Origin of the sequence: Corynebacterium sp. AOP40-4SA-5 (assembly GCF_052377355.1) — a bacterium.
In the GTDB taxonomy this organism is placed as follows: domain Bacteria; phylum Actinomycetota; class Actinomycetes; order Mycobacteriales; family Mycobacteriaceae; genus Corynebacterium.
This window is the reverse complement of the sequence record NZ_JBQSWS010000010.1, coordinates 1-13179: the sequence shown is the minus strand read 5'-3', so window position 1 is coordinate 13179 and position 13179 is coordinate 1. Positions and strand designations below refer to the sequence as shown.

General features: G+C 66.8%; 23 protein-coding genes. 6 read left to right on the top strand and 17 right to left on the bottom strand.

Translation table 11 applies throughout. The features are described from left to right. Positions 1 to 73: 73 nt before the first annotated feature. From ACT3S3_RS07770 to ACT3S3_RS07690, 17 genes are all read right to left on the bottom strand, one after another. Positions 74 to 874 (bottom strand): hypothetical protein, encoded by an 801-nt coding sequence (locus tag ACT3S3_RS07770; RefSeq protein ID WP_444626594.1) that lies wholly within the window; start codon positions 872 to 874, stop codon positions 74 to 76. Between the two features lie 124 nt (positions 875 to 998). Continuing rightward, the gene (locus ACT3S3_RS07765; protein ID WP_444626592.1) at positions 999 to 1484 is read right to left on the bottom strand and encodes a single-stranded DNA-binding protein; all 486 of its coding nucleotides are present in this window, start codon (positions 1482 to 1484) and stop codon (positions 999 to 1001) included. Between the two features lie 2 nt (positions 1485 to 1486). Beyond that, the gene (locus tag ACT3S3_RS07760) at positions 1487 to 2011 is read right to left on the bottom strand and encodes a hypothetical protein (protein WP_444626591.1); all 525 of its coding nucleotides are present in this window, start codon (positions 2009 to 2011) and stop codon (positions 1487 to 1489) included. Further along, positions 2008 to 2934 carry a hypothetical protein gene (locus ACT3S3_RS07755; RefSeq protein ID WP_444626590.1) on the bottom strand — a complete coding sequence of 309 codons (927 nt, stop codon included), beginning with the start codon at positions 2932 to 2934 and terminating at the stop codon, positions 2008 to 2010. Before ACT3S3_RS07755 ends, ACT3S3_RS07760 begins: the two co-directional genes overlap by 4 nt. 3 nt (positions 2935 to 2937) lie before the next feature. Beyond that, positions 2938 to 3585 carry a GIY-YIG nuclease family protein gene (locus ACT3S3_RS07750; RefSeq protein ID WP_444626588.1) on the bottom strand — a complete coding sequence of 216 codons (648 nt, stop codon included), beginning with the start codon at positions 3583 to 3585 and terminating at the stop codon, positions 2938 to 2940. Continuing rightward, positions 3585 to 3893 (bottom strand): HNH endonuclease, encoded by a 309-nt coding sequence (locus ACT3S3_RS07745; protein ID WP_444626586.1) that lies wholly within the window; start codon positions 3891 to 3893, stop codon positions 3585 to 3587. The genes ACT3S3_RS07750 and ACT3S3_RS07745 overlap by 1 nt, the downstream gene beginning before the upstream one ends. Continuing rightward, positions 3893 to 4267: a hypothetical protein gene (locus tag ACT3S3_RS07740; RefSeq protein WP_444626585.1), complete on the bottom strand. Its 375-nt coding sequence runs from the start codon at positions 4265 to 4267 to the stop codon at positions 3893 to 3895. Before ACT3S3_RS07740 ends, ACT3S3_RS07745 begins: the two co-directional genes overlap by 1 nt. Beyond that, a complete protein-coding gene (gene bet, locus ACT3S3_RS07735) occupies positions 4248 to 5120 on the bottom strand; it encodes a phage recombination protein Bet (protein ID WP_444626583.1) in 873 nt (290 codons plus the stop codon). Before bet ends, ACT3S3_RS07740 begins: the two co-directional genes overlap by 20 nt. Further along, the gene (locus ACT3S3_RS07730; RefSeq protein WP_444626581.1) at positions 5117 to 5374 is read right to left on the bottom strand and encodes a hypothetical protein; all 258 of its coding nucleotides are present in this window, start codon (positions 5372 to 5374) and stop codon (positions 5117 to 5119) included. The genes bet and ACT3S3_RS07730 overlap by 4 nt, the downstream gene beginning before the upstream one ends. Beyond that, the gene (locus tag ACT3S3_RS07725; protein ID WP_444626580.1) at positions 5367 to 5906 is read right to left on the bottom strand and encodes a hypothetical protein; all 540 of its coding nucleotides are present in this window, start codon (positions 5904 to 5906) and stop codon (positions 5367 to 5369) included. Before ACT3S3_RS07725 ends, ACT3S3_RS07730 begins: the two co-directional genes overlap by 8 nt. Beyond that, positions 5903 to 6169 (bottom strand): hypothetical protein, encoded by a 267-nt coding sequence (locus ACT3S3_RS07720; protein ID WP_444626578.1) that lies wholly within the window; start codon positions 6167 to 6169, stop codon positions 5903 to 5905. The genes ACT3S3_RS07725 and ACT3S3_RS07720 overlap by 4 nt, the downstream gene beginning before the upstream one ends. 26 nt (positions 6170 to 6195) lie before the next feature. Beyond that, positions 6196 to 6465: a hypothetical protein gene (locus tag ACT3S3_RS07715; protein ID WP_444626576.1), complete on the bottom strand. Its 270-nt coding sequence runs from the start codon at positions 6463 to 6465 to the stop codon at positions 6196 to 6198. Next, a complete protein-coding gene (locus ACT3S3_RS07710) occupies positions 6462 to 6716 on the bottom strand; it encodes a hypothetical protein (protein WP_444626575.1) in 255 nt (84 codons plus the stop codon). The genes ACT3S3_RS07715 and ACT3S3_RS07710 overlap by 4 nt, the downstream gene beginning before the upstream one ends. A 534-nt stretch (positions 6717 to 7250) precedes the next feature. Next, entirely contained in the window at positions 7251 to 7661 is a 411-nt protein-coding gene (locus tag ACT3S3_RS07705) for a hypothetical protein (protein ID WP_444626574.1), read from the bottom strand. A gap of 3 nt (positions 7662 to 7664) precedes the next feature. Continuing rightward, a complete protein-coding gene (locus ACT3S3_RS07700) occupies positions 7665 to 8528 on the bottom strand; it encodes a hypothetical protein (protein ID WP_304043185.1) in 864 nt (287 codons plus the stop codon). Then, positions 8525 to 8746 (bottom strand): hypothetical protein, encoded by a 222-nt coding sequence (locus tag ACT3S3_RS07695; RefSeq protein WP_304043188.1) that lies wholly within the window; start codon positions 8744 to 8746, stop codon positions 8525 to 8527. The genes ACT3S3_RS07700 and ACT3S3_RS07695 overlap by 4 nt, the downstream gene beginning before the upstream one ends. A gap of 28 nt (positions 8747 to 8774) precedes the next feature. Then, a complete protein-coding gene (locus ACT3S3_RS07690; protein ID WP_444626571.1) occupies positions 8775 to 9005 on the bottom strand; it encodes a transcriptional regulator in 231 nt (76 codons plus the stop codon). 189 nt (positions 9006 to 9194) lie between these two features. On the opposite strand from ACT3S3_RS07690, the gene ACT3S3_RS07685 reads away from it, so the two are divergent. From ACT3S3_RS07685 to rraA, 6 genes are all read left to right on the top strand, one after another. Beyond that, a complete protein-coding gene (locus ACT3S3_RS07685; RefSeq protein ID WP_444626673.1) occupies positions 9195 to 9725 on the top strand; it encodes a hypothetical protein in 531 nt (176 codons plus the stop codon). Then, positions 9613 to 10089, top strand: a complete 477-nt coding sequence (locus ACT3S3_RS07680) for an ImmA/IrrE family metallo-endopeptidase (protein WP_444626671.1) — start codon at positions 9613 to 9615, stop codon at positions 10087 to 10089. The genes ACT3S3_RS07685 and ACT3S3_RS07680 overlap by 113 nt, the downstream gene beginning before the upstream one ends. Continuing rightward, complete coding sequence (locus ACT3S3_RS07675; RefSeq protein WP_304043196.1) at positions 10086 to 10697, top strand: DUF4352 domain-containing protein; 612 nt, start codon at positions 10086 to 10088, stop codon at positions 10695 to 10697. The genes ACT3S3_RS07680 and ACT3S3_RS07675 overlap by 4 nt, the downstream gene beginning before the upstream one ends. Before the next feature lie 143 nt (positions 10698 to 10840). Next, positions 10841 to 11983 (top strand): tyrosine-type recombinase/integrase, encoded by a 1143-nt coding sequence (locus ACT3S3_RS07670; protein ID WP_444626570.1) that lies wholly within the window; start codon positions 10841 to 10843, stop codon positions 11981 to 11983. A gap of 71 nt (positions 11984 to 12054) precedes the next feature. After that, positions 12055 to 12657, top strand: coding sequence for an alpha/beta hydrolase family protein (locus ACT3S3_RS07665; protein ID WP_444626568.1), 603 nt, complete (start codon positions 12055 to 12057; stop codon positions 12655 to 12657). Positions 12658 to 12684: 27 nt separating this feature from the next. After that, positions 12685 to 13179, top strand: a 495-nt coding sequence (gene rraA, locus ACT3S3_RS07660; RefSeq protein ID WP_444614832.1) for a ribonuclease E activity regulator RraA, incomplete at its 3' end; no start/stop codon positions are given.

Here is a 13179-nt window from a genome sequence, read left to right as displayed (position 1 = left end):
CAGCCCCGGCAAGCCAGGTCACCGCGGCCCCTGCGGTAGCGATCATCGGACGGGTGCCCATGCTTGCAGCCGGTCATGCCGCCACCGCCCCACGACGCAGAGCGGACTGTGCCCGCAGAATCGCCAGGGCCGACCGCTTGAGCATGAACTGCCGCTCCCCTGCGAGGGGTTTGCGGATCGTCTCCCGTGACACGCCGACGACGTCCGCAGCGGGCTCCATGCCGTACTCGCCGACGAGCTCCAGCATCGCGGCCATGACGGGCCCCGCGGCCTGTACTGCGCCTGGCGGTGGGGTGTGGTCCTCGTCCGGGTCGTCGATGTCCTGCCAGGCCATCGGCGGGGCCCACTGGCGGGCGAGGGTGCGGGGATTGATGGGGCGCACCGGCCACGCTGACATGGACTCGTAGCCCGCCCGCACGGTCTCGGCGGTGACGTCGCGCAGGCGGTCGTACTTGCCGTCACTGAGGTCGATGATGGTGCAGACCGACAGGCCGATGTGGGCAGTGATGGCGTTGATCGTGTGCCCGGCGGCGCGCAGGGCGCGGACGCGGCGGGTGTACGGCCAGGCCGGTACGAACCGGGACATGTCCGGGGTGGCTCGCATCAGCTTCTCGGCGACATCGGCACCGACTCGGCGCTGGTCGCGGTACTCGTAGCGGCCCATGAGCTGCATGATCGTGACCTTGGAGACTCCGGTGGCGACTGCGATGCCGCCGTACGTCGCCCCGCCGTCGACGCAGGCGGCGAGGTGGTCGCGGACGGGCTGGACGGGGACGCGGGGCTTGAACTGGCCGGTGGCGTACAGGTGCGTCTGGCACAGGTCGTGGCCTCGTCTGGCGGCGCGGTCGCACCGTGGGCGGGCGCAGATGGTCATGGTGGGTGGTCCTTTCGGGCGTGAGGTACGCAGAACCCCGCCCAGTGGCGCCGTAGAGCGACTGAACGGGGTTGGTGGTGTGTGGAGTGGGGGTGCGAGGGTTCGGGACCGTCAGATCAGCCCCTCACTCAAAAGGGGGCTCGTCCCCCTCGGCGCCGAAACCGCCCTGCGGGGCCGAGTTCCAGGGATCACCACCGCCCTGCGGGCGCCCACCGAAACCACCCTGCTGCTGACCACCGCCGTACCCACCGCCGCCCTGCTTCGGGTTCTTCTGCACCTGCACCGACGCGAACGTCAGATCCGGCGACACGCTGTCGGCGACCAGGGCAAGCACCGTCTGCTCGCCCTGCTGCGACGACCACGCCTCCGGCTTGATCCGGCCCACCACGTTCACCCGGTCGCCCTTGTGCAGCGACGCCACGAGGTTCTGCGCCACCCGCCCGAAGCACGTGACCTGGATCCACTGCGTGGGCCCGTCCTGCCAGTTGCCCTGCTGGTCCTTGCTCGACTCCGACCACGCCAGCGAGAACCGGGCGAACGTCTTGCCCGCGTTGCTGGTCTTGCCCTCCGGGTCCTTGCCGAGGGTGCCGGTGATGCTGATCTGTGCCATGTCTAACTTCCGTTCTCCGGGGCGTCCCCGGGTTGCTTGTTCATGTCCGCGAACAGGTCACCTCGACCCGCCGCGCCTTGCTCCGAAACACGCCGATCCTGGGCGCGCCTACCGATCTCCGCCCGCAACTCACGCCACGACCGACGCGACTCCGACGACTCCAACTCGCCCCGATCACCCGCCGGCAACGACTCCCGAGCCCCATAGCCGGCGCCGAACTTCGCCTCCAGACGCTGCGCACGGAACTCCTCGAGCTGCCGCTTGCGCTCCGGGTCCAGCTGCCACTGATCGACAACCTGCCCCGCCGCCGTGATCACGTCATGCGGCGACGGCGGATCACTGTTCGACACCGCCCATACCGTCACCGCCTCACGCCACACCATCGCCGGATACACCCGACGGGCACGCTCAAACGCCGCCGCCCAGGACCGGGTGATGTCCTCATCCGGCTTCCGACCGTTCGAATACGTGTTGCGAACCTCCTGCAGGACCACCGACGCGATGTCGTGGTACGTCAATGCGCTCATGCTCCAAGCTCCCTCACGATCTCGGCGTCGACGACTTCACCGTCGACGGTGGCGGACGTTGGCGGGGCATCCCAGTCGATGCCGAGCTCCTCGGCCGCCGCCCGTGAACCACCCCAGGCGGCGAAGGTGTTATCCGTCCGGGAGTCCACGGTCGACAGGCGTGCCGGCAGCGGGTCGTCGGTCCAGCACCCCTTACGCAGCCAGGTCGCCGGCAGCTTGATGAACTGCTTCTCGGCCGGGAGGTTCGGATCGTTGGCGTACCGCTCCATCCCGTCGATGAGAACCTGCTCATCCTTCACCCGCTTCACCGCCGCGGCGTACGCGGTGCGGGCGTCGTCCTTGCCCGACTTCCGGCCCTTCGGCACCCGATCCCAGAACTCATCGAACCGGTTCCCCCGCTTCGGGCGATCTGCACCATTCTTGTTCTCGTTAGAGAACAAGAGGTCGGGTCGGGTCGGGTCGGGTCGGGTAGAACGGACATTCTGCGGACTCCGCTCGGACTCCGCTTGGACTCCGCTACCTGTCCGCTCGGCGTCCGCGTGGACATTTTTGTCACCGTGCTGGTCACGGCTCTTTTCCTGCTCTGCGGCTTTCTTCTCGCGGGCCTCCCGCTTGCGCTCGGCGTCACGTGCGCGCTTCTCCCTGACATCGTCCGAACTCGGTTGGAACTCGCTCCAGGAGTTGAACAGGAACCCTCCGGGAACCTCGCGCCACAGTCCGGACGCCACCAGACGGGCCGCAACGGCCTTCGTGGCACCGAGCTCGTCGAGCATGTGCCCGGGGATGAACCCGTCCGTCAGCTCGCCGGCCGACCACGTTCCGGCGAGGATCCAGAGCCCCATCGCCTGCATCCGATACCGTCGCGGGATCTGAAGAACCTTCTTCGACCGGGACAACTGATCGTCTGCCTTGAACCATGTCATCGCCTACCCTCCTGGCATGCCGGAACGGGACTTGTCGGGGTTGTGGGTCGTGTTGTACGGCGGCCTGACAAGGGCGATGAGATGGGCCTCGGCAGCTTCAACCGCTGACCTGGTGGGGTACCAAATCCGCTCAAAGGTGGCGGCTTGGACGAACCAGGGCTTGTCCGCCTGGTGCTGGGTCCACCGGGTGGGCGCGTTGACGCTGATGCCGATGTAGATGATCCGCTGCTGCGAGTTGCGGATGACGTAGAGCCACTGCCCCTGTTCGGGGAGAACATTCCCGACTCGCAAGGGTGCGGTGTTCCGGCGGAATCGCCACGTGGTCACCGGGGAAAGGATCTCCGGCCGGCAGATGAGGTGGCGGTCGAGGGCGATCCCGCCCTCCCCCATGACGACCACGACTCGTTCAGTCCCATCCCCGTCGGTGGTGAACCCGCAGACGGACAGGATGAAGCTCTCGTAGGCGACGCTAGATCCTTCTTCGAGCCCCATTCGGGCGCTGTGGCCAGACGGGTCGAAGGGGCGGTCGGTCAGGTGCGCCACCTCATCGCCTTCTTCGGTGATGGTCGCGTACTCGGTGAACCCCCAGTCGCCGCCGGGCAGCTGAGCGTCCAGCGAGATGGGGGGCGGTAGTGCGGTGATGTTCGTCATCATTCCTCCTCTGGTGGGGTGTAGATCCCCCGGTAGTAGCGGGGTGGCCACTCGACGGGCTGCCACGAGTGGATGAGCAGCCGGGACTTATAGCCGAACGTGGGGTTGGCGTGCAGGTATCGGTGACAGGTGGAGCAGACGCCCACCAGGTTCTCGACCGTGTGCCGGCCGCCCTGGGAGCGCATCATCCGGTGGTGCAGGTGCTCTGCCCCGCCGGTGCACACTCCGCGGATCATTGCTTCGCACGCGCCGTCCGCCCGGTCGATGACGGTGTCGGCGACGTGCTGGGGCATGCGCTGCTTGGTCATCAGGCGCCCTCCCCGCGTCCGGCGACGGAGTACATCGACCGGACCGACGCGCCGATGCTGCGGATCGCGTCCAGCTCCCGCTCGAACGCCTTCACCCTGCGGTTCACGTGCGAATACGCGACCTCGGCAACGTCCTTCGCGTCACGCTCGGCCACCGTCGCCAGCTCCACCTCCGCCTCCCGGTCCGCCACGGTCTTGCCCTCGGCGGCGAGCTGCGCGTGGGCCTTGGCCCGGTCGTAGGTGGCGTCGGCCTGGCGGTAGGCGCGGAGGTGGTCGGTGACCTGCTTCACGCCCTGGGCGATGAGATTCGACAGCTCGAGGATCCGACGCTCGACGGCGACGGGGTTCAGCGGTTCAGTCGGTGACGTCTCCATCGGTCACCACCTCCGGATTCACGGTCTCAATACCGTCGTCGGGCGGGGTGTCTTCCTCTCCGCCGTCCAGACGTCCGGCGCGCTCCGCGAGGTTCTCCACCGCCACCGCACGCCACGCCAACTCACTGACCATGTCCAGGGCCTGCGCATCACGCCACAGCCCCCGCAGGGCCTGCACATCAGTCATGCCCTCGATCTGCTCAGCGAAGACCCGCTGATCCTCCGTCAGCTGACGGTCCGGATCCGGCTTCGGCGGCATCTTCGCCTTCGACGGGGCGGGCGGCTGATGATCGATCACCGTCGCCTGCTGCATCTCGTCCGAGGTATACAAGCCCGACAAGTCCTGCGGGAACGCCTTGCGCAGCGCGAGGGCCTCCGCGCACTTCTCGAGCATCAGTGCCGGCCTCGTCGACCACATCTGGTTCAGCTGCCCGTCGCGCTTGCGGCCGGCGTACTCCATGAACCGGGCGATCGACGGGAACCGGGCGCCGTCGCGCACGACGGTGACGCGGGCGGCGGCCGGCGGCTCGTTCCACAGCCACACGTCGTGCCACTGCCCGTTCGGGTCAGCCCACTGCGTGTCCTCGTAGCCGAGGGTGCCCGTGGACCGGTCGGTGGCGCGGCGAGCGATGAGGCGGAACCCGTCGATGCCGGTCTGGATGGTCTGCTTGCCCTGGCGGGCGATCATGTAGATCTGGCGGGCGAACGGGTCCAGGCCGGTGCGCTTGCACTGATGGAAGAACACGGCGAGGTCGCCGGGGTGGGCGCCGCCCATGCCGATGTGCTGCAGGGCGGCGACCTGGCGCTCGTCGAACTCGTCTTGGTCGTCGCGGATCGCGAGTTCCTTCGTCACAGTGGGGCCTCCTCTTCTTCGGTGATGGCTTTGACGACCTTGGTGTAGCCGTCGAGGTCGTACTGCAGGACCTGCACCGCCCACACGATCGCGGGATAGGCGGCGTAGAGCCGGTCGCGGTTACGCTCGTCGGCCTTACACACCGCCCGGATCAGGCAGTGCACGAAACTGCTATCCCCAGTGGGGAGGGCGAACGGGTGGTCGGGGTCGAAGAAGTGGACGACCTGCCGCATTGCCCTGGTGTTGTCACTCATCGCCAGCCTCCAGCTCCTGCTGCACGGCCAGGGCCAGGCTCCCCGCGACCAGAGCGGCCGCAGCATCTTTGCCTGCCTGCGACGCACGCACCGACATCACCGGCGACCCCGTCGACACCTCCACGCCCGGCACCTGCTCCCCGCCGAGCGCGTCACGCAGGCACTGCGCCTCCACGTGCTGCTCCAGCGCGGGCTCCAGCACCTCCGGCGCGTGCTCCTCGAGGACGGCGAGGGCGGCGGGCATGTTCGTGATCCGCAGGCCGATCGCGTCCGGCTGGGTTTCGGCGACGTGGCCGAGGAGGGCGGCGCGGTCCGTCACCGTCGCCTTGGGCTTCGGGTCGGAGTAGCTCACCGTGCCGAGCGACGCATCATCAGCGCGGGCCGTCAGCTTCTCGCCACGGGACATGTCCTCCTGCAGCCGGGCCCGGTCCTCATCGTGGCGAGCCTTGAGCTCCTTGAGGACCGCGGACTGCAACACCACGCGGTCAGCGTTCGCCTGGCGCAGTGCCAGGGCTTCTTGAATAGCGCTCATCGGTTCATCTCCTTGATGTGGGTGCGGGTGGCGGCCACAGCGTCACGGGCGTGACCCTGGGTTGAGCGGACGAGGCCCTGCCCCGCCGCGATGTCCGTGCGCGCCCAGACGCGGCCCGTGCCGTCGTCCTTGACGTCGCGGCGCACCAGCTCCAGGCGGCGCGCAGCTCGGCGCTCCAGGCGGGTCTGCGCTTCCCGGTCGTGCGCGATCATGCGGGCCCGGTCGATCATGCGGGCGACGGCGACGTAGTCACGCCCCGTCATCACTGCGCAGTACGTGCGGTCGTCGATCACCACGGGCCGATCACCGCCCGGAACACCGTGATGAGGACGACGAGGACGAGCAGCACCACGCCCAGGGCGCCGATGCCGAACATGATCCCCTGGGCGACCTGCCACGCACGGTCATGCTCCAGCACGTCCGCCGGAGTGGTGTACGGGTCGGCCTCGTCAGGCTTGCGGTGACATCCCGGCGCGGGACGGGCCGGGCCGGACTTGCCTGCGGGGTGGTTGACCATCGAGTGCATCAGTCGTTCCTTGTCGGTCATCTGGCGGGTCATGCTGCACCTCGGATCTTCGTGCGGGGTGCCCCCGCGGTTTCGCCCTGCCAGTCGATGTACTCGCTGAGGGTCATGCCGGCGACGGCGAGGACGGACTTGAGGGACACGCGGAGGGTCTTGCCGCCCCGGCGGACGATGAGCCCGGAGGTGCCGCGGTAGATCTGCCCGTAGAGGGCCTTAGGGGTCATCGACATCAGGCTGGCGGCCTCGTCGACGGTGATCATCAGGGGTGGTCTGTAAGGTGAGGTCATGGCCTTCTCCTATTCAGGGGGTTGGTCGGTGTCGTCGTCGGCGCGCATGGTCCTGGCAGACTGCGCCGACGGCGACGTGGGTGGTTCAAGGGGCGGGGCGCAGCTGGACGCCTCATCAGCGGAGGTTTGGCCGCCGGTCATGAGCGCGCTTTCCGGGGAGGACTTCCGACCCCGGGATTCACGCCCCGCCCTGGTGCCCTGCTCGTCCATGACGACGGTGGCGGACCACGTCCGCGGCAGGGCTGTCTAGCGTTTAACGTCGCCCTCGTTTCCCTCCCCCACGCCGTAACGTCGGGGGTTCCTCCCCTCGTTGAGGGGTTGCCCATCACCCCGACCGGACAGGTCACGATCGGGGGTTGCACCGGGGACATGTCCACCCGGCTGGGCCAGTATCTTCTGGCGACTTCCACTGTTCAGTTTTCAAATACTCATGACCACGAGGGTCTAGTGCTCCCACTCCCCCACGACGGGGCCGGCCAGCAAACTGGCGGTGGAGCGAGTCACCCGCACTTCCCCATGCAGGTGACCAGGGGGTTACAGCAGGTCGTCGGCAGACTTCACGACACCGGCGCGGACAAGCGTTCGGATCGCATCCACCACCGCGGCAGACTCCGACACCTCGACCTTCGACGCATGACCCCGCGGCCACACCACCGGCGCCGACCGCTGCACGATTGCCCGATACCCCATCGAGCCCAGGAGCTTCACACGATCCGCCGCCGAGGAGCGGGACTTGTACCACCGCTCCGTCCGAGGCTCGAAGAACTTGTTCGTCCCGTAGTGCTCGATGTAGTCGGCAGATGCCCTCCACCCGACCGGCCGCGACCACTCCTCATGGCGCCTCTGGTTGTTCTCGCCGTACCTTCCGCGGTCATCGAACGCGATGTATTCCTCAAACTCCGGGTACTCGGTGATCCTCGCCCGGTACATGTAGTCCTTGCTCATTGCTTATGCCGCCTTCCGCGGGTTGAGTGCTGCGCCGTAGGTCTCGAAGTCGTTCTGGACCCACTTCCAGGCGATGTCCTGGCCCTTCTTCTTGATCAGCGGCTTCGTGAACTCGTAACCGGTCTTCTCGCTCACCCCGGTCTCGTTCCACCCCCAGCCGTTGCGCCGGGCCTGGGCGGTGATGTGCCCGTTGTCCTGCCGGTCGCCGCGGACGGTCATGCCATGCCTGCCGAGGAGCTCGTAAACGTCGTTCTGCTTGATGTCGGCGCCGCGGGTATCACCGAACTGCTGGACCTGGCGGGCGAACTGCTGCCGGCCGATCGCCTTGTCCACACCGGAGTGCGCGGCAGCCTTGGCGACCATCGGCGCCTGAATGTCGAGCGCCTGCTGGTGCCGAGCCGACTTCTTCTCCGCGGCATCCGCGCGGGCAGCTTCCAGCTCGGCACGATCCGAGGCGTCCGCAGCGGCACGGAGCGCATCGGAGTACGTCTGCGGGATGGCGGGCGCCGCAGTCTCAGCGACGTGGGTCTGCACCGCGAAGTACCCCTGTGCGGCGGCGACCTCCGGCTTATTCGGGTCACCGTTCATAGCGACGAGGTACGCGGCGAAACGGGACAGTTCATAATCCTCGCGGGGGCGCCCTCCGGTCTTTTCAGCCGATCCCCTGAAAAGGTCATCGACGTCGTGCCCCTGTGCCCCAGCCGAGATCATCGCCCGATCGAGGGGGACCTTGAACTCGTTCCACCGCGGGTAGCCCATCAGGGGCATGAGGTCGCGGGCTGTCCAGTACTCGCTTCCGTCCTCACGGCCGCGTTTGAAGCTGTCGAATGGGGACGCGCCCGGAGCGAACTTGATGACGTTGCTCATGCTTCTTCCTCCATCTTCTTGGCCTTGGCTTCGGTCTCTGCGGCGAAGGTGCGCATCGCGGCAGCGGCCGGCAGGTTGCCCTCGCGGTGGAGTTCGTTCGCCATGAGGCGGGCGTCCGAGGCGGCGATCTTCATGCCGGCAGCGGCCATGATCTTCGACTCCCGCGACGGGGTGTACGTGTCGTCTGATACGGTGTGGGTGTTGGCCTGGGACTGCATTCCCGGGCCTCCTTTCTGTATGTGGGGGTTACGCGGCGGCTGGAGTCGCCACGGGGAGGAACATCTGGTCCAGCGGACGGCCGGTGAGCTTCCGAAGGACCATCAGCACGCCGATCGGCGGAGTGGTCTTCCCCGTCCGGTAGTTCCGAACTGTGCTGCCGGTCTTACCGAGGTGCTTCTGTCCCAGCTCCTCATCGCCGCCGACGCCAGTGACTTCCTTGGCGAGATCGAGGACCTGGGGGTCGAGTCGGTAGTCCATGTTGTGTGTTGTCACCTCCTGTGACGTGAATGCTTCTGTGGCCTATGTCGAACCTCTCCGGTTCGTTGTGAACCATCATGGCACGAGTTGAACCGACTTGGCAAGGCGTGAGGCAAACTTTTTTGTTCGTGCAGGTCACGGCGTGAACCAAAGTTGCACACCCTGACATCATGAACTAGAATGGTTCACATGGAACACATGAAATGGCTCGAAGCCATCACCGCCGGCGACAGTGCCCGCGAGATCGGCCGACATGCCGATGTCTCATTCCGCACGGTCGCCAACCAGATCAACCGGCACCAGTTCTCTGCCGAGGTCGTTATCAAGATCGCCGAGGGATACAGCAAGTCGCCCGTCCGGGCACTGGTCGATACCGGGTACCTCGACGAGGAGTGGGCAAAGACCGTCGATCCCGAAACAGCCATCTGGTCGCTCAGTGAGGAGGCAATCGCCAACCACGTCCTCGAACGCATGAAGCTCCCCGGCACCCACAAGGTGTTCCAGACCCCCGTCGACGAGCTTGCAGAACGTCGAAATACCCCCGGTGGCACTACGAATGACCAGTCAGAACAGTCTGAGACTCCCCCAAGTGTCCATGACGACGACGATGATGATGGAACTGTCCGCCCATTCGACTGGGAACCCGGAACCTATGCGGCGGACAGCAGCCCAGACGAAGACGCCGGACGAGAGGAAGAAGGTGCAGACCCCTTCCCTTAACCACCTCCACCACCTGGTGCGCTGGCGCACCGGGCGGCCAGTCCGCTGGCACATCGGCGGACCGAAAGGGGCATGGAAAGACGGCAGGGTCAGTATCCGCCACGGCATGAGCGACGCACAGACGAAGAGCACCATCGCTCATGAGCTGTCCCATGTCGCCCACGATGACCTGTGCGACGGTGACGACGCGGTGGAAGATCGAGCCAATAGAGAGGCTTCACACCTGCTGATACCCCCGATGGCATACGCTAAGGCGGAACTGGCCTACGGGCCAGACATCCACAAGATCGCCGAGGAAATCGGCGTCACCACACACCTCGCTATGACGTGGCGAGACACATTCAAGAGGAGAGACCTACCATGACCAACCCCCAGCAGCCACAGTACGGCCAGCCCCCGCAGCAGGCCACGCCGGAGAAGAAGCCGTTCTACAAGCGCGTGTGGTTCATCATCCTGCTGATCATCGTCGTGATCATCATCCTCGCTTCCGCGCTCAGCGGCGGCGACGATGACGACTCCAGCACTTCCGACAGCTCGTCCAACAGCCAGGACAACGGTGACGGCGGTGAGGACCAGGCCGAGGGTAACGAGGGCGGTGACGGTGCCGCGCAGCTCGGCGACACCGTCCACACCGACAAGGCCGACATCACCGCCAGCAACCTGCGCCCCTCCACAAGCGCTCTTGGCGGAGAGTACCTCTGCGTCGACGTGAGCTTCGAGGTGACAGGTGACGACTCACTGAGCCTGAACGGTGCGATGGACTGGAAGCTCACCGACCCCAACGGGGTGACTCACAGCCAGACGTTCACCGAAGAGGCGAACTACGACACCGTGGAGGTCGGCCCCGGCGGTAACTACTCCGGGACCGCGTGCTTCGAATCGGCATCCGCACCCGGCGACTACCGGCTGAACTTCGAGGAGGCCATGTCCTTCCTCAACTCGGCCGAGGCGGAGTGGAACGCCACCCTCTAAGCCAGCAGCTACACAGAAAACGGCCCCCACCGCCGGGCAGGGCGATGAGGGCCGATGAGATTGTCCACGAAGCAGCAGACACCAGGAGTGTAGCAATGGTCCAGAGACGACCACGTACAGGCAAGCCGAAGAACGGGAAGCCCGTGGCATGGGTCGCCCGGTGGTACGGCCCCGACGGAGAGACAAAATCGCTGTCCTTCCACTCTAGGAAAGACGCCAAGCTCCACGAAGACAAGATGAAGGCGGACGTCGCAAAAGGCGTCTACGTCAACCCCCAAGACCTCGAGACGACGATCAAGGAACTCGCGGAACAGTGGATGGAGCAGGCTGTAGCACGGGGAACCAGGTCGAACAGGAAGTCGCTCATCGACAACCTCGGCGCCCTCGCGAATGTGCCGATCGGGGGGCTCCGAAAATCGCACGTCACCTCATGGATAGCGACGCTCCGTCGAGGACGCCCGTGGGCGGACAATCAGCCGTACGCGGACTCGACAATCAGCCTGCGGGTTGGCCAGCTCTCCACCGTGGTACAGCAGGCCGTAGACGATGACCTGATCGTGAAGAACCCCGTGAAGCTCGCGAGGAAGGGGATGGCGAACAAGCTCAAGTCGGTCCAGGAGCGCCAGGTTCCAACGCCTGTACAGATCAACATGCTGATCGATGCTGCACGGCGTGGCGGGGTGGCGACGTACACGGTCAAGGGCGTCGAGAAGGAGGATCGTCTGCCGCCGTCCGAATGGCTCGCCCGGTGCATCATCCTCGCCTCCGAGACAGGCTTGCGTATCGGGGAGGTCGCCGGCCTCGAGGGGCACGACATCGACTTCGACCGGATGCGGATACACGTGGCCCGGCAGTGCCCCCACAAGGTCGGGGTGGACGGCCCTTTGAAGAACGCATCATCCGACCGCTACGTGCCGATCAGTCGGGAGCTTGCCCGTGATCTGAAGCGGTGGATGCGCGAGCCGCAGGATCGTGTGATCGCGGGCGCTCGGGGCGACGGTGTCTCCTCTCCGGTGATCAGTGCGTCGATGACCGCGGCGCGGCGCGTGGCGGGGATCGAGGCCCCGATCAGCATGCATGGGATGCGGCATGCCTATGCGACGGCGTTGCTGGGTGGCGGTCAGCCGTTGCACGCAGTGTCGGCGTTGCTGGGGCATGACGAGATCGCGACGACGGACCGGATCTACTCGCACTTCCTGCCGGGGCATCTTGAGGGATCGCGGGCCGCTATCGGTGCTCTTGCGGGATCGTTGAGGGATGGGCGGGGTGGTTTGCGGGTGGTGTAGTACGTCTACCTGCTGCGTTAGATTCTTCCCTTTGCTTCACCTGCAACCGTCAGGTCCCGGCGGCCTTCCGGGTGTCCAAGACACTCGCGCGCGCCGGGATCGCCTGCCTGCGCTTCGACTTCCCGGACATCATGTTCAGCTCGAACGTCGCCGACCTGCAGGCCGCCGCGGCCTGGCTGGACGCCCGCCTCGCCGCACCGTCGTTGCTGGTCGGCCACTCCCTCGGCGGGGCCGCCGCCCTGCACGCCGCCGGGAGCATCCCGTCGCTGTCCGCGGTCGCGACGATCGGCGCGCCGTTGCGTCCGGCGTCCGCCGCACGCTCCCTGCAGGACGCCTGCGCCGCGATGCGTCCCGGCGAGGTGCGCACCGTCCACCTCGCCGGGCGCGACGTCGCCGTCTCCCACGACTTCCTCTCCGACCTGGCGGACGCCTCCGCGCAGGACGCCGCGGTCGCCGCGGTGGCCGGCGTCGGCGCGCCGCTGCTCGTCCTGCACTCCCCGACCGACCAGACCGTGCCGGTGTCCGAGGCGTCCCGCATCCTCGACGCCGCCCGATGGCCGAAGTCGATGATCAGCCTGCAGGACACCGACCACCTGCTCACCGTGCGCGGCTCGGCCCAACGCGCCGGGGAGACGATCGCCACATGGGCGGCCCCGCACATCGGGCGTGCGTGACGGCGTCACACGATAGGCTGAGCCACCATGAACAACATCACCTTCATCCCCACCGCCGACCTCGTCGACGTCATCGGCGCCGACGTGCGCAGCTGCGACACCCAGTTCCGTGACCTCGGCGGACACACCGACTTCTGCGGGCCGGTCACCACCGTGCGCTGCTTCCAGGACAACGGCCTGGTCAAGAAGATCCTGCAGGAGGACAACCCCGGCGGCGTGCTCGTCGTCGACGGCGACGCCTCGGTGCACACCGCGCTGATGGGCGACATGATCGCCGAGTTCGGCGTGGAGCACGGCTGGGCCGGGGTGATCATCAACGGCGCGATCCGCGACTCCGCCGCGGTCGGCGGCATGGAGTTCGGCTGCAAGGCCCTGGGCACCAACCCCCGCAAGTCCGCCAAGGACGGCGCCGGCGAGCGCGACGTGGTCGTCAGCTTCGGCGGGGTGGACTTCACCCCGGGCCACATCGCCTACGCCGACGCCGACGGTGTGGTCGTCACCGACGCCCCGGTCGATCCGCCG

Coding starts and splice junctions, on each gene's coding strand:
- ACT3S3_RS07770 (WP_444626594.1), bottom strand. CDS start 874: ATGACCATCTGCGCCCGCCCACGGTGCGACCGCGCCGCCAGACGAGGC.
- ACT3S3_RS07765 (WP_444626592.1), bottom strand. CDS start 1,484: ATGGCACAGATCAGCATCACCGGCACCCTCGGCAAGGACCCGGAGGGC.
- ACT3S3_RS07760 (WP_444626591.1), bottom strand. CDS start 2,011: ATGAGCGCATTGACGTACCACGACATCGCGTCGGTGGTCCTGCAGGAG.
- ACT3S3_RS07755 (WP_444626590.1), bottom strand. CDS start 2,934: ATGACATGGTTCAAGGCAGACGATCAGTTGTCCCGGTCGAAGAAGGTT.
- ACT3S3_RS07750 (WP_444626588.1), bottom strand. CDS start 3,585: ATGACGAACATCACCGCACTACCGCCCCCCATCTCGCTGGACGCTCAG.
- ACT3S3_RS07745 (WP_444626586.1), bottom strand. CDS start 3,893: ATGACCAAGCAGCGCATGCCCCAGCACGTCGCCGACACCGTCATCGAC.
- ACT3S3_RS07740 (WP_444626585.1), bottom strand. CDS start 4,267: ATGGAGACGTCACCGACTGAACCGCTGAACCCCGTCGCCGTCGAGCGT.
- ACT3S3_RS07730 (WP_444626581.1), bottom strand. CDS start 5,374: ATGAGTGACAACACCAGGGCAATGCGGCAGGTCGTCCACTTCTTCGAC.
- ACT3S3_RS07725 (WP_444626580.1), bottom strand. CDS start 5,906: ATGAGCGCTATTCAAGAAGCCCTGGCACTGCGCCAGGCGAACGCTGAC.
- ACT3S3_RS07720 (WP_444626578.1), bottom strand. CDS start 6,169: ATGACGGGGCGTGACTACGTCGCCGTCGCCCGCATGATCGACCGGGCC.
- ACT3S3_RS07715 (WP_444626576.1), bottom strand. CDS start 6,465: ATGACCCGCCAGATGACCGACAAGGAACGACTGATGCACTCGATGGTC.
- ACT3S3_RS07710 (WP_444626575.1), bottom strand. CDS start 6,716: ATGACCTCACCTTACAGACCACCCCTGATGATCACCGTCGACGAGGCC.
- ACT3S3_RS07705 (WP_444626574.1), bottom strand. CDS start 7,661: ATGAGCAAGGACTACATGTACCGGGCGAGGATCACCGAGTACCCGGAG.
- ACT3S3_RS07700 (WP_304043185.1), bottom strand. CDS start 8,528: ATGAGCAACGTCATCAAGTTCGCTCCGGGCGCGTCCCCATTCGACAGC.
- ACT3S3_RS07695 (WP_304043188.1), bottom strand. CDS start 8,746: ATGCAGTCCCAGGCCAACACCCACACCGTATCAGACGACACGTACACC.
- ACT3S3_RS07690 (WP_444626571.1), bottom strand. CDS start 9,005: ATGGACTACCGACTCGACCCCCAGGTCCTCGATCTCGCCAAGGAAGTC.
- ACT3S3_RS07685 (WP_444626673.1), top strand. CDS start 9,195: ATGGAACACATGAAATGGCTCGAAGCCATCACCGCCGGCGACAGTGCC.
- ACT3S3_RS07680 (WP_444626671.1), top strand. CDS start 9,613: ATGATGATGGAACTGTCCGCCCATTCGACTGGGAACCCGGAACCTATG.
- ACT3S3_RS07675 (WP_304043196.1), top strand. CDS start 10,086: ATGACCAACCCCCAGCAGCCACAGTACGGCCAGCCCCCGCAGCAGGCC.